At 40.2% G+C, this 25,429-nt stretch carries 27 protein-coding genes; 24 read left to right on the top strand and 3 right to left on the bottom strand.

Annotation, left to right across the window (positions count from 1 at the left end; translation table 11 throughout):
* Positions 1-255: 255 nt before the first annotated feature.
* On the bottom strand, positions 256-924 hold the full coding sequence (locus JI666_RS06650; protein ID WP_206890024.1) for an RsfA family transcriptional regulator: 669 nt from the start codon (positions 922-924) through the stop codon (positions 256-258).
* A 149-nt stretch (positions 925-1,073) separates the two neighbouring features.
* Positions 1,074-2,417, bottom strand: coding sequence for an AAA family ATPase (locus JI666_RS06645; protein ID WP_206890022.1), 1,344 nt, complete (start codon positions 2,415-2,417; stop codon positions 1,074-1,076).
* 146 nt (positions 2,418-2,563) lie between these two features.
* On the opposite strand from JI666_RS06645, the gene JI666_RS06640 reads away from it, so the two are divergent.
* From JI666_RS06640 to JI666_RS06555, 18 genes are all read left to right on the top strand, one after another.
* Positions 2,564-3,268 (top strand): YczE/YyaS/YitT family protein, encoded by a 705-nt coding sequence (locus JI666_RS06640; RefSeq protein WP_206890020.1) that lies wholly within the window; start codon positions 2,564-2,566, stop codon positions 3,266-3,268.
* Positions 3,201-3,620: a cysteine metabolism transcriptional regulator CymR gene (gene cymR / locus JI666_RS06635; RefSeq protein WP_136947656.1), complete on the top strand. Its 420-nt coding sequence runs from the start codon at positions 3,201-3,203 to the stop codon at positions 3,618-3,620. The genes JI666_RS06640 and cymR overlap by 68 nt, the downstream gene beginning before the upstream one ends.
* Before the next feature lie 39 nt (positions 3,621-3,659).
* Positions 3,660-4,802 carry a cysteine desulfurase family protein gene (locus tag JI666_RS06630; protein ID WP_206890018.1) on the top strand — a complete coding sequence of 381 codons (1,143 nt, stop codon included), beginning with the start codon at positions 3,660-3,662 and terminating at the stop codon, positions 4,800-4,802.
* Positions 4,803-4,845: 43 nt separating this feature from the next.
* Entirely contained in the window at positions 4,846-5,961 is a 1,116-nt protein-coding gene (mnmA, locus tag JI666_RS06625) for a tRNA 2-thiouridine(34) synthase MnmA (protein ID WP_206890016.1), read from the top strand.
* A 109-nt stretch (positions 5,962-6,070) separates the two neighbouring features.
* Positions 6,071-6,739 carry a tetratricopeptide repeat protein gene (locus tag JI666_RS06620; protein WP_206890014.1) on the top strand — a complete coding sequence of 223 codons (669 nt, stop codon included), beginning with the start codon at positions 6,071-6,073 and terminating at the stop codon, positions 6,737-6,739.
* Positions 6,740-6,766: 27 nt separating this feature from the next.
* A complete protein-coding gene (gene recD2 / locus JI666_RS06615; protein WP_206890011.1) occupies positions 6,767-9,037 on the top strand; it encodes an SF1B family DNA helicase RecD2 in 2,271 nt (756 codons plus the stop codon).
* A gap of 319 nt (positions 9,038-9,356) precedes the next feature.
* On the top strand, positions 9,357-9,545 hold the full coding sequence (locus tag JI666_RS06610; RefSeq protein ID WP_048312679.1) for a YrzR-like zinc ribbon domain: 189 nt from the start codon (positions 9,357-9,359) through the stop codon (positions 9,543-9,545).
* A gap of 25 nt (positions 9,546-9,570) precedes the next feature.
* Entirely contained in the window at positions 9,571-10,635 is a 1,065-nt protein-coding gene (locus JI666_RS06605; protein ID WP_211201446.1) for an AI-2E family transporter, read from the top strand.
* Positions 10,636-11,002: 367 nt separating this feature from the next.
* A complete protein-coding gene (gene alaS, locus JI666_RS06600) occupies positions 11,003-13,636 on the top strand; it encodes an alanine--tRNA ligase (protein ID WP_206890009.1) in 2,634 nt (877 codons plus the stop codon).
* 78 nt (positions 13,637-13,714) lie between these two features.
* Entirely contained in the window at positions 13,715-13,978 is a 264-nt protein-coding gene (locus tag JI666_RS06595; protein ID WP_048312684.1) for an IreB family regulatory phosphoprotein, read from the top strand.
* A 9-nt stretch (positions 13,979-13,987) separates the two neighbouring features.
* Positions 13,988-14,407, top strand: coding sequence for a Holliday junction resolvase RuvX (ruvX, locus tag JI666_RS06590; protein WP_206890007.1), 420 nt, complete (start codon positions 13,988-13,990; stop codon positions 14,405-14,407).
* A complete protein-coding gene (locus JI666_RS06585; protein WP_349769310.1) occupies positions 14,403-14,711 on the top strand; it encodes a DUF1292 domain-containing protein in 309 nt (102 codons plus the stop codon). Before ruvX ends, JI666_RS06585 begins: the two co-directional genes overlap by 5 nt.
* A 307-nt stretch (positions 14,712-15,018) precedes the next feature.
* Entirely contained in the window at positions 15,019-16,173 is a 1,155-nt protein-coding gene (gene mltG / locus JI666_RS06580; protein WP_206890003.1) for an endolytic transglycosylase MltG, read from the top strand.
* Between the two features lie 85 nt (positions 16,174-16,258).
* The gene (locus JI666_RS06575) at positions 16,259-16,903 is read left to right on the top strand and encodes an O-methyltransferase (protein WP_206890001.1); all 645 of its coding nucleotides are present in this window, start codon (positions 16,259-16,261) and stop codon (positions 16,901-16,903) included.
* Between the two features lie 57 nt (positions 16,904-16,960).
* Positions 16,961-17,599 (top strand): uridine kinase, encoded by a 639-nt coding sequence (udk, locus tag JI666_RS06570; RefSeq protein WP_169525481.1) that lies wholly within the window; start codon positions 16,961-16,963, stop codon positions 17,597-17,599.
* 81 nt (positions 17,600-17,680) lie between these two features.
* Positions 17,681-18,157, top strand: a complete 477-nt coding sequence (greA, locus tag JI666_RS06565; protein ID WP_136947645.1) for a transcription elongation factor GreA — start codon at positions 17,681-17,683, stop codon at positions 18,155-18,157.
* Positions 18,158-18,266: 109 nt separating this feature from the next.
* Positions 18,267-19,979 (top strand): peptidoglycan D,D-transpeptidase FtsI family protein, encoded by a 1,713-nt coding sequence (locus tag JI666_RS06560; RefSeq protein WP_206889999.1) that lies wholly within the window; start codon positions 18,267-18,269, stop codon positions 19,977-19,979.
* 83 nt (positions 19,980-20,062) lie between these two features.
* Complete coding sequence (locus tag JI666_RS06555) at positions 20,063-20,704, top strand: YrrS family protein (protein ID WP_206889997.1); 642 nt, start codon at positions 20,063-20,065, stop codon at positions 20,702-20,704.
* A gap of 43 nt (positions 20,705-20,747) precedes the next feature.
* On the opposite strand, the gene JI666_RS06550 is transcribed toward JI666_RS06555, so the two are convergent.
* Positions 20,748-20,954, bottom strand: coding sequence for a YrzA family protein (locus JI666_RS06550; protein WP_206889994.1), 207 nt, complete (start codon positions 20,952-20,954; stop codon positions 20,748-20,750).
* Positions 20,955-21,113: 159 nt separating this feature from the next.
* Here JI666_RS06550 and JI666_RS06545 point away from each other — a divergent pair, with 159 nt between their 5' ends.
* The 6 genes from JI666_RS06545 (at position 21,114) to JI666_RS06520 (ending at position 25,360) form a co-directional block, all read left to right on the top strand.
* Complete coding sequence (locus tag JI666_RS06545; protein ID WP_206889993.1) at positions 21,114-21,752, top strand: class I SAM-dependent DNA methyltransferase; 639 nt, start codon at positions 21,114-21,116, stop codon at positions 21,750-21,752.
* A gap of 19 nt (positions 21,753-21,771) precedes the next feature.
* Positions 21,772-22,476, top strand: coding sequence for a 5'-methylthioadenosine/S-adenosylhomocysteine nucleosidase (gene mtnN / locus JI666_RS06540; RefSeq protein WP_206889992.1), 705 nt, complete (start codon positions 21,772-21,774; stop codon positions 22,474-22,476).
* Positions 22,469-22,936, top strand: a complete 468-nt coding sequence (locus JI666_RS06535) for an S-ribosylhomocysteine lyase (protein ID WP_206889991.1) — start codon at positions 22,469-22,471, stop codon at positions 22,934-22,936. The genes mtnN and JI666_RS06535 overlap by 8 nt, the downstream gene beginning before the upstream one ends.
* Before the next feature lie 14 nt (positions 22,937-22,950).
* Positions 22,951-23,874, top strand: coding sequence for a PLP-dependent cysteine synthase family protein (locus JI666_RS06530; RefSeq protein WP_206889990.1), 924 nt, complete (start codon positions 22,951-22,953; stop codon positions 23,872-23,874).
* 3 nt (positions 23,875-23,877) lie between these two features.
* Positions 23,878-25,011 (top strand): bifunctional cystathionine gamma-lyase/homocysteine desulfhydrase, encoded by a 1,134-nt coding sequence (locus JI666_RS06525; protein WP_206889989.1) that lies wholly within the window; start codon positions 23,878-23,880, stop codon positions 25,009-25,011.
* Between the two features lie 118 nt (positions 25,012-25,129).
* Positions 25,130-25,360, top strand: a complete 231-nt coding sequence (locus tag JI666_RS06520; protein WP_206889988.1) for a YrhC family protein — start codon at positions 25,130-25,132, stop codon at positions 25,358-25,360.
* The last annotated feature ends 69 nt before the right edge of the window (positions 25,361-25,429 follow it).

The raw sequence follows: 25,429 nt of genomic DNA, 5'->3' as shown, positions 1-25,429 counted from the left end.
CTCCGCTTTTCGTGAGATCCAGCTGCAGCCTCCAGACTCTCGGTCACTTCACCTTTCAACTCGAACACAAAGAACGTGTTCGAGTTGAAAGGCTCCAGTGCCTGCCGAGTCTAAACGGAGGCTTCCGCTTCTCATGTCTAGCTGCAGTGGGCAGACACTCGGTCACTTCACCCTATAACTCGAACACAAAGAACGTGTTCAATTTATAGGGCTCCAGTGCCTGCCGTGTCTAAACGCCCACTTTCGCTTTTCGTATTACCTAGCAAGTTTTTCTAGATTCCCGTTTTTATCCATTTTGAACCCGGGTACGTTGTGTTCTTCGTTGTCGTTTAGGACTACCATTCTTCTTGCTCGGTCCATGATTTGGATGAGAGATTGGTAATCCTCTTTCATGACTTGCTGTTCGTTTTCTAGTGTTTTGATTCTTTGGTGGAGAAGTGTGTTTTCTTCTGTTAGATGTTGATTCTCCAATTCTAGTTTCTCGAGATTTGTCCTCAGTCTGCTTGTTCCGGATGCGGATTGCTCGAGATTGGATAAGTAAGAAATAACATCTCTCATCGTCATTTGCTTTTGAGTTACAACCTGCTCAGTTTGTTTGATAGGTGTTTCATTCATTGTCTGAGAGATTGGTTGTTCACTTTTCATCATAGAAGGACGTCTTTCTTTTTCTGTATATGTTGGCTGCCTGAGTTCTGCACGTTTCATTTCTTTTCTTTGCTTTTTAGCTAGCTTCAAAGCTTGTTCATAGCGTTCACGTACAATCGCATTCCAGCGGAATCCTACTGCTGCTGACGTGCGGCTTAGTCGATCACCAACTTCATCAAAAGCCTTTAATTGTGTACTACCTTCTCTAACATGCCGCAGCACTGTTTCGGCAAGCATTAAATCATCTTCATGAGACCACGCGTCTTGTCTAACTTTCATTTACATTCAGCTCCTTTATATTGTTCACTTCATAGCGTTTTGAAAGTAATCATAGCTTTGCCAGTATGAAAGAATTTATACAGAAGTCTTGTGAAAATGAGATAGATTGTAAGAATGCAAAGAAAAACAGCAGTGCTTATGCACTGCTGTTAAGCTTTCTTATTATCTGATTTAATCCGTTCTGCGAAGTAATCCAGTCTTTTTTGAACGGTACGTTCATGACCCCGGTCAGTAGGTTTGTAGAACGTTTTACGAGTCATGTGGTCAGGAAGATATTGTTGTGGCACATAACCTCCAGGGAAACTATGAGGATATTTGTAGTCTATTCCATGTCCTAGTTCGGATGCTCCTTTGTAGTGAGAATCTCTTAAATGAACTGGAACTGTGCCGCTTTTCTCTTTTTTCACTGCTTCAAGGGCTGAGTCAATTCCTTTAATGACAGCATTGCTTTTTGGAGCAGTGGCTAGATATAGTGCTGCTTCTGCAAGTGGAATTCTAGCTTCTGGCATGCCAATGAACTCAACAGCGTAGCTTGCTGCATGTGCTACGAGAAGTGCATTTGGATCGGCTAGCCCAATATCCTCAGCAGCGTGAACGTATAATCTTCTTGCGATAAAACGCGGATCCTCACCTGCATAAATCATTTTGGCGAGCCAGTATAATGTAGCGTCTGCATCAGATCCTCGTATACTTTTAATAAAAGCTGAGACAGTATCATAGTGATTGTCACTATCTTTGTCATATTGTAATACGCGCTGTTGAATTGACTCTTCTGCAATAGCAAGCGTGATAACGAGCTTCCCGTTTTCATCTGGGGTAGTTGTTAATACGGCAAGTTCAAGTGCGTTTAGCGCGGTTCGAGCGTCTCCATTAGATACATCAATGAGGTGTTCGATCGCTGAATCTAGAATCTCAATATCATATCTACCAAACCCACGGTCTTGATCATGAATGGCTTGATGCAAAATATCTTTTATTGTCGTTTCATTAAGATATTCGAATCGAAATAATCTTGAACGAGATAGAAGAGCGGGATTAATTTCGAACATCGGGCTCTCAGTTGTAGCACCAATTAGAACGATTGTTCCATCTTCGACAAATGGCAGGAGGGCATCCTGTTGTGATTTATTAAAGCGGTGAATCTCATCAATGAAAAGCACCGTTCTTCTATCATCCATTTTCAATCTATCTTTGGCTTCTGATGTTAGTCTTCTAATATCAGCTACACCTGAAGTGACAGCATTTAATTGCTCGAAATGAGCAGATGTCGTGTTTGCGATGATGCGAGCGAGTGTTGTTTTGCCTGTCCCAGGAGGACCGAAAAAAATCATCGGTGTTAGCTGATCTGCTTGAATCGCTCTTCGTAATAACTTTCCGTCACCGATTATATGATCTTGCCCGATAAATTCTTCTATGGACCTGGGGCGCATTCTGCTTGCAAGCGGTCCAGAAGAAGTGTTGTTCTTGTCAGGAGAATAATCAAATAAATCCATCAAAAACCCGTCCTTTCATAGATAGTTGAAACATACTATACGTCTTTTGGAAATGCAAGAAAAACCGGTTCATGCTATAATAGCGAAGGTTTACTAACAGAATCAATGGCGAATAAATGAGTTAAGATTGAGTAAAGAGGGATAAAATGAAACCAGGAAACAAAGCGTCGTGGTTCTGGATGAGCTGGGCTGTTTTTACAGTTGGTCTTCTTGTAATGGCATTTGGGATCGCACTCATGATTCGTGCAGAAGTCGGAAGTGCACCATGGGATGTTTTTCACATTGGTCTTTACCAACAATTTGGATTAACGATTGGAACATGGTCGATTATCATTGGTTTTGTCATCATTGGATCGACGTCTTTACTAGAGCGGTCCTGGCCGAAACCCGGTGCTTTTCTTAACATGTTACTGGTTGGTTTATTCATTGATTTATATCTATGGCTTCCAATTCTTAAGACACCAGATCAACTAATTGGAAAACTGATCATGCTGATCAGTGGTATTCTCATTATGGGGTATGGAATTGGATTGTATATTGCAGCAGATAGAGGAGCCGGTCCACGAGATAGCCTTATGCTCGTTTTAACTGAGAGGATAGGTTGGAAAGTACAGCATATCAGGCTTTCAATGGAAATGGTTGTGCTAACTCTTGGCTGGCTCTTGAAGGGTCCTGTGAATATTGGAACACTCTTATTTTGTGTAACGATTGGACCGATTGTTGGCTATTCATTGCCTCACTGCAAGATGCTTGTGGCTCGATTGATAGAAAGAGGTGGAAGAAATGAAGATATCGACAAAAGGAAGATACGGATTAACCATTATGATGGAGTTAGCAAAAAAGCACGGTGAAGGTCCTATTTCGCTTAAATCCATTGCAAGAAGTAAAGATTTATCTGAGCATTATCTTGAGCAACTTGTTGCACCACTTCGAAACGCAGGTCTTGTAAAGAGCGTGCGCGGTGCTTATGGTGGCTATATTCTTGCGCAGGATGCAAGCACAATTACGGCTGGAGATATTATTCGTGTTCTAGAAGGCCCGATTAGTCCAGTTGAAGTAATGGATGATGAAGAACCTGCGAAACGTGATCTCTGGTTGAAAATTAGAGATGCGGTTAAAGATGTGCTGGACTCGACTACCCTTGAAGACCTTGCAACATATGAAGGTGAAGGGGAGCAAGACAGCTACATGTTCTATATTTAGCATAACCAGTGAGTTGCTGGTATTAAGAGGTGAAGAGTAATGAAGGCAATATATATGGATCATGCTGCAACCTCGCCCGTTCATCCTCAAGTGATTGAATCGATGGTGGCTTCGTTACAGAATGATTTTGGCAATCCTTCAAGTATTCATCAATTTGGACGTAAAACACGACATGCACTTGATGAAGCTAGAAGCAGCATAGCAAAAAGTATAAGAGCTGTTCCGAATGAAATTATTTTCACAAGTGGAGGAACAGAAGCGGATAATCTTGCTATTATGGGTGCTGCTAAAGCGAATGTTGGAAAAGGAAAGCATATTATTACAACTGCAGTTGAGCATCACGCAGCACTTAACGCTTGTAAGAGTCTTGAAGCAGAAGGCTTTGATGTTACCTATTTACCTGTGAATGAGAGTGGAAGAATTTCTGTTGAGGATCTTAAAGGAGCAATCCGCCAAGAAACTACGTTAATTACGATTATGTATGGTAACAACGAAGTAGGGACGATTCAGCCGATTAAGGAAATTGCACAGGTTACTAACGAACATGACATTCTTTTTCACACAGATGCCGTTCAAGCTTATGGATTAATCGATTTGGATGTAAGCGAACTCTGTGTCGATTTACTTTCTGTTTCCGCACATAAAATCAACGGACCTAAAGGCGTTGGCTTTTTGTATGTGAAAGACGGAACAAAGCTTGTTCCCTATTCACAAGGTGGTGAGCAGGAGCGTAAGCGTCGGGCTGGAACTGAAAATGTTGCAGGTATTGTTGGCATGGAGACAGCTGTTAAGCTTATGCATTCGAATCGAGAAGAGAAAGCTAGACTTTATTTTGAAATGAAAGAAACAATGACTGAGATTTTTAAGAGAGAATCCATTCAATATCATCTAAATGGTGATCAAAATAATGTCTTACCTCATGTTCTAAATGTAAGCTTTCCTGATGCGAAAGTGGAACCTATGTTGATGAACTTAGACCTTGCAGGTATTGCTGTATCTAGTGGATCAGCGTGTACTGCTGGATCTCATGAGCCGTCACATGTATTAAAAGCGATGTATGGGGATAACGAGCGTACCCAAACAGCCATTCGATTTAGCTTTGGATATGGGAATACAGTAGAAGATGCAATACAGGCGGCAGAGGAAGTCGTTAAGATTGTCAATCGGTTAAAGAAGTTATAAAATAGTCAGGACACAATTTGTGTTAAGAAAAGGAGGTGCAACCATGACGGAGCGAAAGAATGAAGAAACAAGAGTCGTGGTTGGAATGTCCGGAGGCGTTGACTCATCAGTTGCAGCTCTTATGTTAAAAGAACAGGGCTATGATGTGATCGGCATTTTCATGAAAAACTGGGACGACACCGACGAAAACGGAGTATGCACAGCAACAGAAGACTACAATGATGTTATTCGTGTATGCAACCAGATCGGCATTCCGTACTACGCAGTCAACTTTGAGAAACAATACTGGGATAAAGTGTTTACTTATTTCCTTGATGAATATAAAGGTGGACGTACACCAAATCCAGATGTTATGTGTAACAAAGAAATCAAATTTAAAGCATTTCTAGAGCATGCACTAACGCTTGGAGCAGATTACCTTGCAACTGGGCACTATGCTCAGGTTGTTGAACGTGATGGAGAAGTGAAAATGCTTCGCGGCGTTGATGACAATAAAGATCAAACGTACTTTTTGAATCAACTGACTCAGGAACAGCTTTCAAAAGTCATGTTTCCACTTGGTGGTATTGAGAAGAAAAAGGTTCGACAAATGGCTGAAGAAGCAGGTCTTGCAACGGCTAAGAAAAAAGACAGCACAGGAATTTGTTTTATTGGCGAACGTAACTTTAAAGAATTTCTTGGGCAATATCTTCCCGCTCAACCTGGTAAGATGATGACACTTGCTGGCGAAGAAAAAGGTCTTCATGATGGATTAATGTATTATACAATCGGTCAGCGTCATGGTCTTGGTATTGGGGGCGATGGTGAGCCATGGTTCGTTGTTGGAAAAAACCTTGAAAGCAATGTACTATACGTTGATCAGGGCTTTCATAACGAGTTGCTCTATTCTGATTCACTAATTGCAGTTAACTCAAGTTGGGTTTCAGATCTTCCGATTCAGGGTCAATTTGCGTGTACTGCGAAATTCCGCTATCGTCAAAAAGATTCAGGTGTTACCGTTCAAAAGCTCGATGATGATCGCTTGAAAGTGACGTTTGATGAACCAGTTCGTGCCATTACTCCAGGACAGGCTGTTGTTTTCTATAATGGAGATGAATGTCTCGGTGGTGCAACTATTGATCAAGTATTCAAAAACTCAAGTGAACTCACATATGTTTAACACTAAGCCTCATTTCAAATTGAAATGAGGCTGTTTTTTGGGGTGGGGAAACTGTCGCCAAGTTATGCTAAACTAGAGATTAAGCTAAAGATATAAGGAGTTTTTTATAATGAGTAATAAGAATGAATTAGCAATAGAAGCAATGAATAATGGAGAGCTTGAAAAAGCAGTAACGCTTCTTTATGAAGCAATTGAAGAGAATCCAAATGATCCGATTGCTTATACGAATATTGGAAATCTACTTGCACAGGCTGGAGAAATTAAACAGGCAGTTGCTTATTTCGAGAAAGCGATTGATCTTGATGAAACTCAAGGGACGGCTTATTATGGTGCCGGAAATGCTTTCTTTGAGCTTGAACAATACAAAGATGCTGCGGATATGTATCAGAATGCTATACAACAGGGACTTGATCAAAGTGATGTTCACTTTATGATTGGACAGTGCTTTGTTATGCAGGATGCGATGCGTCTAGCCCTTCCGTTTTTCCAACGTGCAGTTGAATTAAATGAGGCTGATACAGAAGCTAGATTCCAGTATGCGCTTTGCCTTGCTCAAGAAGGAGCAGTCGAAGTAGCATTGCCACAATTTGAGAGAGTTGTGGTGGAAGACCCAGAGCATGCTGATGCATGGTTTAATCTTGGTGTAAGCTACGCTTATCAGGAAGATTTAACAAAAGCGATAAGTTGCTTTGACAAAGCACTTGCTATTCAACCAGATCACCTCCTAGCAGGTAACGGCAAGAAGCAAATGGAACAAGCGATGAACAATAACAATTAAATTCTAAGTTATTGGGGAGAAGATCTTATGGTTGAGCCGCAAAAAGGATACATCAAAGGAAGACCGATTCAAATGATCTTTTTTAATGAGGAGAGTTTGTATGGGGTGGCAAGACTTCGTATTGCCGAAACAAATGAGGCCTATGATGAACGTGAAGTAGTCGTAAATGGTATGATTCCAAGATTACTTGAGGATGAAACGTATATATTCTATGGTCGATTCACAGATCATCCTCGATATGGGAAACAATATTCTGTCGAGTCATTTGAAAGGCAGCTTCCTGAATCAAAGCCTGGACTAGTTCAATATTTATCAAGTGATCTATTTCATGGTATCGGTGAGAAGACAGCTGAAGCGATTGTCGATACGTTAGGGGAACGCGCAATTGCTAAAATCATGAGGGAGCCTTCTATTTTAAGCAAAGTTCCGAAGCTGACTGAAGAAAAGGCTAAGAGTCTCTATGATTCTCTTATGGAACATCAGGGGCTTGATCAGATTATGATTCGGCTGACAGAACTTGGATTTGGTCCAAAGCTATCCATGAAAGTTTTTAAGGCATATAAACAAGAAACACTAGAAGTTGTTGAAACAAATCCGTACCAATTGATTCAAGACGTAGAGGGTATTGGTTTCAGACGTGCAGATGAACTTGGCAGAGCAATTGGTATTGAAGGAAAGCATCCTGACAGAATAAGAGCTGCCTGTCTTCACACATTGAATGAACAGACCCTTCAGGAAGGGCATGTGTATCTTGAGTACGATGCGCTTGTGAAATCAGTCGATGAGTTGCTAGGGGACAAGCTTGATGAAGCTGATATTTCAAGAGAACTTATATCACTTTATGAAGCTGATAAGCTGATTCTTGATCGAGAGAGAATCTACTTGCATTCTCTTTATTATGCTGAAAAAGGTCTTGTAACGGGATTAAATAAAGTGATGTCTCAAACGGAGTATGCAGATTCTTTTCCTGAGTCAGAATTCTATCGAGCTCTAGGTGAACTTGAAGAGCGACTAGGTATTCAATATGCTCCGTCGCAACGAGATGCTGTGCAAAAAGCGATTGCTTCACCGTTCATGATTCTTACCGGAGGACCAGGTACCGGAAAAACGACGGTGATTAAGGGAATTGTTGAACTGTATGCTGAATTGAATGGTCTTTCACTTGAGCCGAAAGATTATTCAAAAGATAACCCTTTTCCAGTGCTGCTTGTTGCACCTACAGGAAGGGCAGCAAAGCGTATGAGTGAAGCGACCGGTCTTCCCGCTTTTACAATACATAGATTGCTTGGTTGGAAGGGAGAAGCTGGTTTTGAGCATGATGAGAATAATCCAATTGAAGGGCGATTACTCATTGTAGACGAAGTTTCAATGGTTGATGTGTGGTTAGCCAATCAACTTTTTAAATCTCTTCCTCCTCAAATTCAAGTGATTGTAGTTGGTGATGAAGACCAGCTTCCTTCCGTTGGCCCTGGTCAGGTGCTAAAAGATATGATTGATTCGAATGCTGTTCCTGTAAGCAAGTTAACGGATATATATCGTCAGGCGGAGGGTTCTTCTATTATTGATCTTGCCCACTCAATAAAGGAAGGCCAACTGCCGAAAGAATTTCATCAGCCTACACCTGACAGAAGATTTTTCCCTTGTTCTCAAGCGCAAATTATTGAAGTGGTGTCTCAAGTTTGCGGAAATGCGCTTCGGAAAGGGTACTCTCCGAGAGACATTCAGGTACTTGCACCAATGTATAGAGGTTCAGCGGGAGTTGATCGGCTAAACCAAGAGCTCCAGAAGCTATTTAATCCTCCTTCTGAACAGCGAAGGGAACTTCCACATGGTGATCTTGTTTACAGAGTTGGAGATAAAGTACTTCAACTCGTCAATAATCCTGAAGAAAATGTTTATAACGGTGATATGGGTGAAATTGTTTCTATTTTCTTTGCTAAGGAGAATGTTGAAAAGCAGGACCAACTGGTCGTTTCGTTTGATGGGCAAGAAGTTGTTTATGATCGTCCAGACTTCAATCAATTAACACACGCTTACTGCTGTTCCATTCATAAGTCACAGGGGAGTGAATTCCCGATTGTTGTTCTTCCGATAGTGAGAGGTTATTATCGTATGCTACGTAAAAACCTTCTTTATACCGCGGTTACAAGAAGTAAAGATTATTTGATTCTTTGCGGTGAAGAAGATGCCATTAAACTTGCTATTCAAACGGAAGATGATCAGGATAGAAATACGAGGTTAACTGAGAAGTTGCAAGAAATGATTGGTGAACAAACTACAATTGAAGAATCGATCTAAAAGTCAGAGGTACATCCTCTGTCTTTTTTTTTGGTTGTTTTCCAAAAGCTCTTTTCTAAAAATTGTTTCTTAAAACGGGTTTGTAGTAAAACTCACACTTCAATGTTGATTGGAGAGGGAGATACTCGACTCCCGCGGAAAGCGAGCATTCTGGAGCGGACATCAACAACTACTCTTATAGCAAAAGCAACATTATTTAAGAAATTTCCTTTTTATTAGAGTGAAGAGGCGTTTGAATCAGCTATCAGTATAGAATCATATTCAAATGGGCAAGATTGTGTATATCTTTTTAAAATGCTGGAATAGGAGGCATATGGAAATGGTATGTCCAAATTGCAAAAGTAAAAATATCGGAAAAATTGGTGCGAATCAATTCTATTGTTGGAGCTGTTTCGTAGAGATGTCGATTGTAAAAGGCGTTCTTTCTCTTCATCAGGTTGAAGAGGATGGGTCCCTTACCTCACTTGACGATCTGTTTGAAGACTATGACATGCGTATTGAATTGTAGATTACCATTGCGGGAGGAATAGTCATTGAAACGAGAATGGAACCTTAACTGGCTCATTTATTTAACAACCCTTCTGCTCGTTTTTCTATGTGTCTATTTGCTTCTTAAACTTTCGCCTATCTGGAAGCCTGCAATACAAGTGTTGACAGTTTTACTTGTTCCTTTTCTTATCGCTTCACTCATCACGTACCTACTTCATCCCATTGTTGAAAGAATCCATAAAGAAGGACTTCCGAGAGGCATCGCTGTTCTCTTAATCTATGTTCTATTTTTTGGTGGAACAGGTTATGCGATATTTAAAGGTGTGCCTCATATTGTTAAGCAGTCTCAAGAGTTAATGGACAATGTCCCGGTGTTTATGGATACGTATCGTGATACGGTTCATCATATGTATGATTATACGGCTAATTTACCACCAGCTCTTCAAGGTAAAATAGATCAGGCATTTCAAGATGTCGAGAATACAGTAAATCACACACTTACGCTTGCGATAGAGCTTGCTAAAAAACTGTTAAGCTCATTTTTCGTGATTATGATCATCCCTTTTATTGTTTTCTATTTACTAAAAGATTTCGAAACGCTTAAGAAAACGGCGTGGCGAATAACTCCTCCAAAGTGGAGGAAGCCAGGTAAAGAGTTGCTGGTTCGTATTGACGAGTCACTAGGAAATTACATTCGAGGTCAGTTTTTTGTTATTACAGTACTCGGTGTACTGGCAGCGCTAGGCTTCTGGCTGATTAAATTGCCGTATGCAATTCTCTTAGGTGTTATTGTTGGTGTAACAGATATTATTCCATACTTTGGACCTTTCCTTGGTGCTGCACCTGCACTTTTGATTGCATCAACTGTTTCAATGAAAATGGTGATCATAACGGTAGTGGTGATTATCATCTTACAATTTATTGAAAGCAACATCCTTTCTCCGTATATTGTTGGGAAAAGTCTTCACATTCACCCTGTTATTATTATCTTTGGACTTCTTGCAGGCGGGGAAATAGCTGGCGTCATTGGTCTCATTTTGGCTGTACCAGTACTTGCTGTATTAAAAGCGCTCATACTTTATCGTAATAAGCATGACGTAAGCGATTGACAAACGATTGCTGCTCTGACTATAATAATCGCAGAGATTAACAAAAGAACACATTGACGGATCGAGTATGTTGAACACTATTCCTGAATACGAACGTATTCACTAGAGAGAAGCTCCATGGCTGGAAGAGCTTTAGGAATTAGATCAGCAGAACGCTAATCCTGAGTGCGGATTAATCCCCGCCGTCTCGACCTCGTTACGGTCGCTTGAGGTGATAGGCGCAAGTTTGCTTATAACCAGGGTGGTACCGCGTGAGCTTATGAAACTCTCGTCCCTGATTTATTCAGGGGTGGGAGTTTTTTTGTATGGAAAAAGCTCACACCTCTCGGATGAATTTTCGTTTATACCAATTTAAGGAGGATGTTTTATGAAAGAGCTAACTTCAGCTGATGTAAGACAAATGTTTCTTGATTTCTTTAAAGAAAAAAGCCATTCGGTTGAACCGAGTGCTTCCCTTGTACCACACGAAGATCCTACGCTTCTTTGGATCAATAGTGGTGTCGCTACGCTCAAAAAATATTTCGATGGACGTGTAACGCCAGATAATCCGAGAATCGTTAACGCGCAGAAGTCAATTCGTACAAACGATATTGAAAACGTTGGGAAGACTGCAAGACACCACACATTCTTCGAAATGCTTGGAAACTTTTCAATTGGAGATTACTTCAAAGAGGAAGCAATCGAATGGGGATGGGAGTTTCTCACTAGCAAGGACTGGATCGGTTTTGATGCTGACAAATTATCCGTAACAATTCATCCCGAGGATGATGAAGCTTATACCATCTGGAGTGAAAAAATCGGTCTACCTGAAGAAAGAATTATTCGTCTTGAAGGGAATTTCTGGGATATTGGTGAAGGGCCAAGTGGTCCGAATACGGAAATCTTCTATGATCGAGGCGAAGAATCCGGAGCAGAAGATCCTGAAGAAGAGCTTTATCCTGGTGGAGAAAATGAACGTTATTTAGAGATATGGAACCTTGTTTTCTCTCAATTTAACCATAATCCTGATGGAACGTATACACCACTACCTAAGAAGAACATTGATACCGGTATGGGTCTAGAGCGAATGGTTTCGGTCATCCAGGATGCAAAGACCAACTATGATACAGATCTTTTTATGCCAACGATTCGTGAAACAGAACGAATGGCTGAGGTGAAATACGGTGATTCTAGAGAAGGAGATACAGCCTTCAAAGTAGTCGCGGACCATATCCGTACAGTAACTTTCGCTATTGGTGATGGTGCTCTTCCATCAAATGAGGGAAGAGGATATGTATTAAGAAGACTTCTCCGACGTGCTGTTCGATTTGCGAAACAGATTGGTATTAATCGTCCATTTATGTATGAGCTTGTGCCAGTAGTTGGCGACATCATGAAAGAATTCTATCCAGAAGTGAATGAAAAGAAAGAATTCATTCAGAAAGTAATTAAGAATGAAGAAGATCGTTTCTATGAGACACTAAATGAAGGTCTTGCGATTCTTTCTGACATTATTAAAAAAGAAAAAGAAGCTGGAAACAAAATGATTTCTGGTAGCGACGTATTCCGTCTCTACGATACGTATGGCTTCCCTGTTGAATTAACTGAGGAATATGCAGAAGAAGAAGGTTTGGAAATCGATCGTACTGGTTTCGAAGAAGAAATGGGTATGCAGAGAAAGCGTGCAAGAGATGCACGACAAGACACAGGCTCTATGCAAGTTCAGGGCGGTGCACTAGGCGACATTTCAATAGCAAGTGATTTTGTTGGTTATGAAGAGCGTTCGATTGAAACAGAGATTGCTGCAATTGTGAAGCACAAAGAGCTTACTGAGGAAGCAACCGAGGGCGATGAAGTTCAAGTGATATTACAGCAAACACCTTTTTACGCAGAGAGTGGCGGACAGGTTGCAGATCCTGGTGTCATTCGCGGAGAGGACGTGCAGCTTCGCGTTACAGATGTACAGAAAGCGCCAAATGGTCAACATGTGCATACAGCAATTATTGAATCTGGTTCAATTCAAACAGGTGCAAAAGTTATTGCGGAAATTAATCGAACGAATCGTTCTGCAATAGTTAAGAATCATACTGCAACTCACTTACTTCATCAGGCATTAAAGGATGTTTTAGGTGATCATGTGAATCAAGCTGGGTCACTCGTTGGATCAGAACGTCTACGCTTTGATTTCTCTCACTTCGGTCAGATTTCGTCTAGTGAACTTGAAGAGATTGAAAAACGTGTTAATGATCAGATCTGGGCTAATATCCCTGTGAACACAATGGTTAAACCAATTGAAGAGGCAAAAGCGATGGGAGCAATGGCTCTATTTGGTGAGAAATATGGAGATACTGTAAGAGTTGTTCGCGTTGGAGATTATAGCCTTGAATTGTGTGGCGGTACTCATGTGCAGAATACAGCTGAAATTGGTCTTTTCAAGGTTGTTTCTGAATCAGGAATTGGTGCAGGTACACGGAGAATTGAAGCTGTAACAAGTGAGGGAGCATACCAGGTCCTTAATCAGCAAGTGTCGATTTTGAAAAACACGGCTGACTTGTTAAAATCTAATGTAAAGGACGTTCCATCGCGTACAGAAGCATTACTAGGTCAAATTCGAGATCTACAGCGACAAAATGATTCTCTAACTTCCAAGCTAGCGAACGTTGAAGCGAAACAAATGGCAAGTGATGTTCAAGAAGTGGCTGGCGTGAAGGTTGTTGCCAAACGAATTGAGACAGACATGAACAATTTGCGTAGTATTGTAGATGACTTGAAATCTCAACTTGGAAGCGTCATTGTGGTACTAGGAAGCGGAGCAGACGGAAAAGTTCAGCTCGCAGCAGGAATCACAGACGACTTAGTAAAAGAAGGTTATCATGCAGGGAAGCTAATTAAGGAACTTGCTACTCGCTGTGGTGGCGGTGGCGGTGGACGCCCGGATATGGCACAAGCTGGCGGTAAAAATCCTGAAAAGTTGGATGAAGCCCTTGCATACACAGCGGATTGGGTGAAATCCATTTCCTAATTTGGTTTCATTAGTGTACAATAAGGTTAGTTGACTAGTTACGATTCTAGATGGGGATCGGAGAAAGAGGTGTAAGGAATGAGTTCGATGGACAAAACAATGAAATTTAATTTTCCAGACGACGCTTATAATCACGATGTCCAGGAAGTGTTGCTCACCGTCTATAGCGCTCTTCAAGAAAAGGGCTACAATCCGATTAACCAGATCGTGGGTTACCTCCTTTCTGGGGATCCGGCTTACATTCCGAGACACAATGATGCGAGAAGCTTAATTCGCAAGCTTGAACGAGACGAATTGATTGAAGAGCTTGTTAAATCGTATCTTACTCATCATCAAGGATAAGGAGACAGCATGAAAACACTTGGTTTGGATGTTGGTACGAAAACAATTGGCGTTGCGCTTAGCGATGCAATGGGCTGGACCGCTCAAGGATTAGAAACGGTGAAACGTGATCCAGAGGCACAGGATGTTATTCCTGATCGTTTAATCGAAATCATTAAAGGGAATGATGTCAGCAAGATCGTTGTTGGACTCCCAAAGAATATGAATGGTTCGATTGGTCCAAGTGGTGAAGCATGCATGGCATTCGCTGATCTGATTAGCGAACATACTAATTTACCTATTCAAATGTGGGATGAACGTCTAACGACTGTCGCTGCTGAGCGGATGTTAATTAGTGCTGATGTGAGCCGCAAAAAACGCAAAAAAGTAATCGACAAAATGGCTGCTGTTATGATTCTGCAAGGATATTTAGACAGCAAGCAAAATTAATGAGGTGAAAAACATGGAGGAAAAAGAACGTATTATCATACCAGACGAAAACGGTGATGAGCATCTATTTGAAGTTCTCTTTACTTTCGATGTAGAAGAGAATGGACATTCTTATATGACTGTTGTCCCTGCTGATCAAGCAGAAAGTGAAGACGAAGTAGAAGTCTACGCTTTTCGTTACGAAGAAGAAGACAATGAAGAACGTGACTACAAGCTATTCCCTATCGAGTCAGATAAGGAATGGGAAATCGTTGAAGAAATGCTTAACACTTTCTCTGAAGAGGAAGAAGAAGCAGACGAATAAAAGAATGACGAAGCTACCGGTGAGATCATCGGTAGCTTTTTTCTTTAGGTTAGGCTCTTTTTTTTAAAAGGCTCAGCGCCCGCCCTGCGGAAAGCGCGCATCCTGGAGCGAAAATCTACTCTTATAGCAACCATGTTTACGAAAAGAGCCTTTGGTTAAAACGTTACCGATTTAAGGAAATGACTACAAACCTTAAAGGGAAACTTGTATAATACATAATGGAGAAAAATTGACGAACGTTGGCACTGTCGCTGACAATATGTCGACTTATAGTATAATAGGAAAAGAGTGAAAGGGGGCCACGGCGTTGTCTGATAATAAAGACTTGTATAAAGAGAAGCTATTGAAGCGCCAGAATGAGAATCAAACCGTACGAAAAATCGTATTTATTATTTTATTGCTTTTGACCATAACGGTGGCTGCCGTTATTACAGGTGGTTACTTCTACATAAAAAATATTCTTGAGCCTGTTGATCCAGATAGCAATAAGGATACGACTGTCACAATTCCGATTGGTTCATCAACCTCGTCAATTGGAAAGACACTAGAAGAAAAGGGCATTATCAAGGATGGTACAGCGTTCCGGTATTATGTTAAATACAAAAATGAAAGTGGCTTTCAAGCTGGCGACTATGAGCTTTCTCCTTCGATGACAATGGATGAAATTATTTCAATCATGAAGAGTGGAAAAGTAATGAAGGACGCCGTGGCAAAAATATCTGTACCTGAAGGAATTTGGCTTGAAGACATCGCCGCTCGAATAGCGAAGGAATTAGATTTAAAACAAGAAGATGTAATAAAGAAACTTGATGAAAAAGAATATGTAAAAGCGTTAATCAATGAATACTGGTTCTTAACAGACGATGTCTTACAAGACGATATTCGTCATCCTCTTGAAGGCTATCTTTTCCCAGCAACATATGATTTTGAAGAAGAACCTTCAGTAGAAAAAGTAGTTAAGGAAATGTTGGATAAAACCGATCGAGTTCTTACAGAATATCGATCTGAAATTGAAGATCGTGATTACTCTATTCATGAAATGATGACGCTAGCTTCTATCATTGAAGAAGAGGCATCTGCAAAAGCAGATCGAACCAAAATATCAAAAGTGTTCTACAATAGACTTGAAGAGGACATGATTTTACAGACTGACCCCACGGTAGTTTATGCTAGAGGTAAGCAATCAGGTGAGATCACTCAGAAAGATCTTGATAAAAAGTCACCTTATAATACGTATACTGTTAAAGGTCTTCCTGTTGGTCCTATTGCAAATCCAGGTGAATCTTCTATTGTAGCTGCAATTGAACCTGCCAAAACAGATGCCCTTTATTTCTACGCTCGACCGAGCGGGGAAACTCTTTTCTCAAAAACCAATGATGAGCATAATAAAAAAGTGGCTAAATATAAGAATGAGTGGGAAGAGTATTATAAAAAGAAAGAAGAAAAGAAGAAAGAAGAATAAAAATTTACGGGGAATGGGGAGATAGGCTACCATTCCCCTTTCGATTATGATAAAATTATTCGGGTTACATGAAGGAGGAGCAATCATGATATCCGATCATGTGGAACAATATCTAGAATCTTTGCGGCCAAAACGCGAAGGTTTAATAGAAGAGATGGAACTGTACGCTAGAGAAAATCATGTTCCTATTATGGAGCAGACAAGTCTCGATGTGATGCTACAGCTTTTGTCATTTTTAAAACCTAATCGAATTTTGGAAATTGGAGCAGCCATTGGCTACTCAGCCATACGAATGGCTGATCTACTGCCTGAAACTGCTATTATTACCGTCGAACGTGATGAAACTCGTTATAAAGAGGCGGTAGCAAATATTGAAAAAGCAGGTTACTCAGATCGCATAACAATTTTATTTGGAGATGCATTCGAACTCGCCGATGAGCTTAAGCAATATGGGCCATATCAAGCGCTATTTATTGATGCAGCCAAAGGACAGTACCAGCGGTTTTTTGATGAATTCTTTGGCGTTGTTAAAGAACACGGAATTGTACTGTCTGATAATATTTTGTTTCGAGGTATGGTAGCTGAAGAAGAGATACAAGAGAAACGCTTTCGATCTATGGTTAAAAAGCTTCGTCATTATAATGAATTTCTTATGTCTCATCCTGATTTGGACACAACCATCTATCCTATTGGAGATGGACTTGCAGTCAGTCAGCGAATAAACTCATGATGATGGAAAACCGACGTGCAATCGTACGAGCGGTTTTTCTATAATAGAAGGGGAAGGATTATGGTTAATAGACCTGTTGTAATTGGTGTTGCCGGAGGTTCTGGTTCGGGGAAAACCACGGTAACGAGAGAGATATTTAAACAATTTGCTGATCAATCAGTACTTGTCATTGAACAAGATTCTTATTATAAAGATCAGAGTGAGAAATCAATGCCAGAGCGTTTAGGGACAAATTATGATCACCCCCTCGCCTTTGACAATGACTTACTAATTGAACATGTGAAAGAGTTGATGTTATACAACTCGATTCAAAAACCCGTCTATGACTATACAGTTCACACAAGATCTGATAAAATTATTCCTGTCGAACCAAAAGATGTCATTATTTTGGAAGGTATCCTAATTCTTGAAGATGAGCGTCTTCGTGATTTAATGGATATTAAACTTTTCGTGGATACTGATGCAGATTTACGAATATTAAGAAGAATGGTGAGAGACATACGTGACAGGGGAAGAACGCTTGATTCTGTCGTAGAGCAATATACATCAGTTGTCCGTCCAATGCACCTTCAGTTTATTGAACCGACTAAGCGTTACGCTGATATTATTGTTCCAGAAGGTGGCCAGAACAGAGTGGCAATCGATTTGATGGTTACAAAGATTCACACAATACTCGAAGAAAAAGCAATGCTATAAGGATAAAACGAGGTATAAATACCTCTTTTTTTCATACAGTTTATTACGATTGAGCCCTTAATTGATGAAGGAGTGAAAGAAATGGCAGAGGATAAAAAATATTATATGACCCAGGATGGGAAAGAGAAACTTGAGAAGGAGCTTGACCTTCTTAAAACTGAGAAAAGAAAAGAAGTTGTAGAACGTATTAAGATTGCTCGTAGCTTCGGAGATCTTTCTGAGAACTCGGAGTATGACGCTGCAAAAGATGAACAGGCGTTTGTTGAAGCGCGCATTACAACTGTTGAAAATATGATTCGTAACGCAGAAATTATTGAAGAAGACAACAGTTCTTCTAGTGTTGTTTCAATTGGAAAACGCGTTAAATTTGTAGAAATTCCTGATGGCGATGAAGAAGAATATATTATTGTAGGTAGTGCTGAAGCAGATCCATTTGAAGGGAAAATTTCGAATGATTCTCCAATGGCAAGAAGCCTGCTTGGTCGTCAAATTGGTGAGAAAGTTAATGTACAAACTCCAGGTGGAGAAATTCGTGTAGAAATTCTAGAAGTTAAATAATAGGACTCAGGTGAAAGGATAGCCAATAGGCTGTCCTTTTTTTGTGAGTTTGAAAAGCGGGAGATCGGTCGAAACTCATATAGAGGTGAAATACATGAGAAGGAAAAGGATGAAGGGAATTGGAGTGCTTTTTCTATTTGGGTTTCTAATTCTGATCGGTCGTCTTGTTCAACTTCAATTAATTGAAACAGAATCCTATTCCAAACAAGATATAAACCTTATTGAGGCGAGCATTAATCAGCGTACGCAATCATATGTGCTCGATGAAGGTAGGGGGACACTTCTTGATAAAAATGGGACACCAATGAGTGATTCTACCCCTTCTCTTGTTCTCTTTCCTTTTTTGGAGGACAGAGAATGGCCAATCGAAGTAGTCGCTTCAATCGTTAATGAATCCCCTAAGAAACTAGAGCGAGCTTTTGAAGGTAAAAAACAACCCTTCACATATAAGAAAGGTCTATCAGTACAAGAAATGGAGAAAATCAATCAGTTAAGTATTCCTGGCGTTTATGCCGTATATAAACCTGATGTCGAAGGGCAGTTAGCAGGTCATGTTATTGGTAGTGTAAGGCCGAATCCTAAACTTGTTAAATCAAAATACCCTGAAAAGTGGGAGGAGGGGTTAATTGATAAGAATACAAAATTAGGCATTTCGGGTTTGCAATTAGCATTTGACCCATTTCTAATTTCTGAAGGGGATACGACTCTTCTTTATCATGCTGATCGTCAGGGTAACCCTTTACTTGGACTCGATGTCAAAATGTTTTCAACATCGGATTCGTTCTATCCCCTTCAAATTAAAACAACGCTTGATTTAGACATACAGAGTGCATTAGAAAAAGCAGTTGATGAGGCAGGTATTATAAATGGTGGGGCAGTTCTAATCGATATTGAAACAAATAACCTTCGTGGGATGGTTAGCCGTCCTTTATTCAATACGGAAGATCCTTTGGGAGCGGGCGCTGTTAATCAGATGGTAAAAGGATATTTTCCGGGTTCAGTTTTCAAAACAGTTGTTCTAGCAGCTGCATATGAACACGGGATTTCAAACAGTCGAACGTTTAATTGTGATCGGAATTTATACCGTGATGGACCCGGGAATCGTAAACTTGGCACATTAGACCTGAAAAACAGTTTTGCAGTTAGTTGTAATGCGGCATTTACAGAGCTTGCTGAAGAATTAATTAAGAAAGACCCAAAGTTCATTGAGAATACAGCAGAGAAACTCGGAATCGCTTCTACGGTTGGGTGGGAAGACTTGCTATATCATTACGAAGACTTTAAACAATTACCAGATGAGTCGAATCCCGTTTTCTTTAAGAATGAGAAAGATAAATCAGTCAAGAAAGCCATTGATCAAACGGCAATAGGGCAGTTAAATGTGAAGTTAAGTCCACTTGCCATTGCAAATATGATGTCTACAATCGGTAGGGGAGGAGAACCAAAACAAGTAAGAGTTGTTAGTGACATTCTTTATAGAAATCATTCAACTTTTCTAAGTTTTAAAGAGAATCGCGCTGGTAAAGGTCAACTATCAAAGGAAGTAGTAAAATCTCTTCAGCAATCACTTAGAGAAGTAGTTGTAAGTGGAACAGGGCGCTCTTATTTAAATGATCTGCCTTTTGCTGTTGCTGGAAAATCCGGAACAGCAGAGCTTGGTGAAAACGTTCCGTATGACCACCAGTGGTTTGCGGGGTATTTCCCATACGATTCTCCTCGATATGCACTGGTTGTCGTAGACTATGAACGAAAAGAAAAGGAATATCGAGCATATAAAGCATTTGCACAAATCGTTACAAAATTGTACGAAAGTGAGAGATAATCACGAAATAAAAGTCAAGCCTTCTACGAATCCTTTAGAGATGATAGAATAAGAACAACAGTTAAATAGAGGAGTGGATGGGCGTGAGATCGCGATATGGTGACCGTCATTCAAAGAGAAAACAAAATATTATACTAAACAGTTTAATTGGACTTGTGCTTGCAGTGATTCTAGTCCTCGTTGCGAACATCTTCTTTTTCGGAGATGCTCCTGAGCAAACGGCAGGTCAAGAACAGCAAACAGCGCAATCTGATACAAATGAAGAAACGAATAGTAGTGAAGATGCCGTTACCTCTGATGAAGCGGACTCAAAAGATTCAGCGTCAAATGACTCAGAAGCGGCTGATAAAGATAGTGCGAATGAAGAAAGTACTGACGAAGATAAGAAAGAAGATCAAGACAAAGAGAAAGCTGAACAAGAGCCAGGCGAACCGAACCTTGATGGTCCCTGGGATCCGGTAGGTACTTCGCAGCCTAAAAGTGAAAAGCATGTGTCAAGTTACGATAAAGGCAGTGTAGATTGGAATGAAAAGCTACGAGCAGTGGAGTCAGTAACAGGTTTTCCACCTGAAGAAATGGTAGTTCATTGGCTTGGTGGAAATGGTGGCCCACAGAAATCAAAAGCAACTGTAAGTCAAAAAGGGGCTAATGATACAAAATATTATGTAGAGCTTGAATGGGTAGACGAAGAAGGTTGGAAAGCAGTTAGTGCAACAAAGCAATAATAATAGAAGAAGGAGTATCCCATTATGGGATACTCCTTCTTCTTTATTTCGCCTTAAAATGAACAACTGCTGAATAGTAAGGTCGACCTGTTTTCTCGTGTATGACAGCATGGTGTTGAACATTCTGGACCTGTAATAGTAATGCACGATTGTTATCAATTTGTATTTGAATTTTCTTCTCTATTTCTTCAAGAGAGAAGCCTTCAAAAAATTCTACTTTATCATCAATTCGCTCAAGTGAAAAACTCATTTTGTTACTCCTTTCTCTTCTATCCACGTAACAGTTTACACATATTTGTTTGAACACACAAATTGATAATAGAATAAGAATGTGATAAGTTAGAACTATAATGCATATTATTCATACCTTAATAGTATGAATTAAACTTAAGAAAGCGATGTGAAAGTAATGGGAAGAGAGTTTATTGATTTATTTGAGCGCTGGGCTGATTCATATGATACGACAGTATCAGGTCAGGATGAAGAATACCGTGATGTTTTTAAAGGCTATGATGGGATTCTATCAGCAGTTGCTCAAACTTCCTCAGGTCATGTTCTCGAATTTGGAGTTGGAACAGGAAATCTGACTTCGATTTTACTTAAAAGAGGGCTGACAGTAACAGGTGTGGAACCATCAAAAGCGATGAGAGAAAAAGCGAGTGAACGTTTACCTTCTCTAACAATACATGATGGTGATTTTATGAACTTTCCTAAGCTTACATCACCTGTTCAAACAATCGTTAGTACGTATGCATTTCACCACCTTACAGATCAAGAGAAAGATAAGGCTATTCACAATTATAGCCAACTACTGGCTCAAAATGATAAAATTGTATTTGCGGACACAGTTTTCCAAGATGAGAATGCTAAATTACAAATGCAACAACAAGTGAAGGCAAAAGGCTATTTGAATTTACTTCAAGATTTACAAACAGAGTATTATACAACGATACCGGTGCTAGAAGAATTATTTGATAAGCATGGGTTTCAAGTAACTTTCACTCAGCTAAATGACTTTGTTTGGCTAATGGAAGCAGTCAAAATTTGAACAGGTAAAGGAGTACGTTATGAAGATCGGTATTATTGGAGCTATGGAAGAAGAAGTTAGAATTTTGCGAGATCGCCTGGACCATCGTGAGGAACAAGTGATTGCAGGGTCAGAATTCACCACAGGGAGCATCGATGGTCAGGAGATTGTTCTCTTGAAATCAGGGATTGGGAAAGTGAACGCTGCCATCGGAACAACACTAATGAATCAACTCTTTAAACCAGATTATATTCTTAATACGGGATCTGCAGGTGGATTTAATCCTAATCTAAAAGTGGGCGATATCGTTATTTCTAGTGAAGTTCGTTACCATGATGTAGATGCTACTATTTTTGGTTACGAATATGGCCAGGTTCCACAAATGCCGGCTCTTTACGAACCAAACAGTATGCTTGTTGAAGCTGCAGAACGAAGTGCGGAAAAAGTAACAGAACATCAAGTGATTAAAGGAATGATCGCGACTGGCGATTCATTTATGAATGACTCAGAACGAGTGGAATACGTTAGGTCAAAGCTTACGAATCTTGATGCTGCTGAAATGGAAGCTGGAGCGATTGCTCAGGTATGCTATCAATTTGGTACGCCTTTTGTCATTATACGCTCTTTGTCTGACATAGCTGGTAAAGAATCTAACATTTCATTTGAAGAGTTTCTGGATACGGCTTCCATTAATTCAGCGAATCTTATTTTAAATCTAGTTGAGGAGTTGAGAAAGAATGGCTAAAAAAATGAACGTAGAAAGTTTTAATCTAGATCATACAAAGGTTACTGCTCCTTATGTACGTCTCGTAGGTGTAACAAAAGGTCCTAATGGAGATGAAATTTACAAGTATGATATTCGCTTTAAACAACCGAACAAAGCACATATGGAAATGGCTGGGCTCCACTCTATTGAACATTTAATGGCAGAAAATATTCGTAATCATATGGAAAACGTAGTGGACATAGGACCAATGGGTTGTCAGACTGGTTTTTACTTAGCGGTGTTAAATCATTCGAACTACGATGAAATTCTAGAAGTTCTTGAGAAGACTCTTCAAGATGTTCTCAATGCAGATGAAGTTCCTGCTTGCAACGAGGTACAGTGCGGTTGGGCAGCGAATCATAGTTTAGAAGGAGCAAAAGAAATTGCAGACGAAATGCTTTCATATCGTGATGAATGGCATATCGTCTTCGCTGAATAGGAAGGTCTTACTCAATGGAAATCTTTAATAATGTTCACGAGCTCGTCGGCCATACTCCGGTCATCGAGCTCAATCATTTTGATTTACCTGAGGGTGTTCGTCTTTTCGCAAAGCTTGAGTTCTATAACCCAGGCGGTAGTATTAAAGACCGGTTAGGTCAAGAATTATTACAGGATGCGATTGATTATCAACGAATTGCTCCAGGTGGTACTTTTATTGAACCGACTGCTGGAAATACTGGAATTGGTTTAGCTCTTGCAGCTGTAAATCGGGGTTACACAGTGATGTTCGTTGTTCCAGAAAAGTTCAGTATGGAGAAGCAGGATTTAATGAGAGCTCTTGGTGCAAAAATCGTTAATACGCCAACTGAGCTTGGGATGAAAGGTGCAATTGCGAAGGCTAAAGAGCTTCATCAAGAAATAGCGAATTCATATATGCCACAGCAATTTGGCAACCCAGCTAACCCTCTTACTTATTACAAAACCCTTGGTCCAGAGCTTTTCAAGCAATTGGACGGTGAAGTGAATGTTTTTGTAGCAGGCGCAGGTACAGGTGGCACTTTCATGGGTACAGCCCGGTATTTGAAAGAACAAAATGCTGAAATAAAAACTGTTATTGTTGAACCAGAAGGCTCGATCCTTAATGGGGGTGAATCTGGTCCCCATAAAACGGAAGGTATTGGGATGGAGTTTCTGCCTGAATATATGGACGAAGCTTTTTTTGATGGAATTCATACAGTGACAGATGAGGTGGCTTTTAGAAGGGTGAAGGAACTTGCAGAGAAGGAAGGTCTTCTAGTTGGAAGCTCTTCAGGAGCGGCACTTGAAGCTTCATTACTTGAGGCCAAGCAAGCTAAGCCAGGCACAAATATAGTTACTATTTTTCCAGATAGTAGTGAAAGATACTTAAGTAAGAAGATTTATCAGGGAGGCATTTAAGCAATGAAGCCAAAAACAAAGCTTATTCATGGGGGCATTACCGGAGACCCTCAAACAGGTGCGGTATCAGTTCCAATTTATCAAGTGAGCACATATAAACAAGAAGCAGTTGGTAAGTTCAACGGTTATGAGTATTCACGAACTGGTAATCCTACACGCCATGCTCTTGAGGAGCTGATTAAAGATCTTGAGAATGGTGTTGCAGGATTTGCGTTTGGTTCAGGAATGGCAGCTATCTCTTCTGTTATGATGCTATTTAATACAGGGGATCATGTTGTGATGACAGATGATGTTTATGGTGGAACGTATCGTGTCATGACGAAGGTGTTAAATCGTCTTGGAATTGAATCAACATTTGTAGATACAACAGATCTTAATGTTGTAAAAGAAGCGATTCAAAAGAATACAAAAGCGATTTATGTTGAAACACCAACTAATCCTTTGCTGAAGGTAACAGATATCCAAGCGATTTCTAACCTTGCTAAAGAGAACAATCTCTTATCAATTGTTGATAATACTTTTAACACGCCATACTGGCAAAATCCTATTGATCATGGTGCTGACATCGTACTTCACTCAGCGACCAAATATCTAGGTGGGCATAGTGATGTTGTTGCAGGTCTTGTTGTTGTCAATTCAAAAGAGCTTGCAGAAGAAGTTCATTTTGTTCAAAACTCTGCTGGCGCGATTCTAGGGCCACAAGACTCATGGTTACTCATTCGAGGCTTGAAAACGCTTGGTGTACGCATGGAAGAGCATGAAAAGAACACTGCAAAAATCGTGAAGTTCTTAAGTACCCATCCTTCTGTCGAAAAAATTTATTACCCTGGTTTGTCTACTCATCCAGGTAATGACATTTCTGTGAATCAGTCTCGAGGCTTTGGTGGGATGGTATCATTCGATATCGGCAGTGCCGAAAAAGCTGATGAACTGTTAAGCAAAGTGAAGTATTTCACTCTTGCTGAGAGTTTAGGAGCGGTTGAAAGCTTGATTTCAGTTCCTGCTAGAATGACACACGCTTCTATACCAAAGGATCGCCGAGACGAGCTTGGTATTACAGAGGGGCTTGTCCGCATATCTGTTGGCCTTGAAGATGCAGATGATCTTATTGAGGATCTTTCAAACGCATTAGGATGATAGTTAGTCCCTTATCCGAACCTTGGATGAGGGACTTTTTTCGTAGACTGGTAAGAGTTACATCTCTCATATTCCCTTTTCATATGGTAGAATAAGAGACAAGAGAGGTGAGCGCGTTATGAAGCAACTTCAAGATAAAATGACAGATTACAAACGTTTCGCGTTTGTTTTGCTTAGTTTAAGTGTTTTCTTATACATTGGTTCTTTCCTTCCAGTTGAAGGTAAGTCAGATGGTGGAACGCTTATTTTAACTGGTGGAGGCTTTCTTCTAGTTGGTATTGCGTTATTCTTCTACTCACGTGCGATAGCCATTCAAAAAAAATTAAATGAACATGAAGATATAAGTTAATAAGTTACTAATAAAGAGCCACTTCCTTTAGGAAGTGGCTCTTAGGGTATTTATAGGTGCAAATAGGAC

It is taken from the genome of Bacillus sp. NTK071 (assembly GCF_017303315.1).
Lineage (GTDB): Bacteria > Bacillota > Bacilli > Bacillales > Guptibacillaceae > Guptibacillus.
Note: the sequence above shows the minus strand (reverse complement) of the source record. Positions and strands in the feature narration are given on the sequence as shown.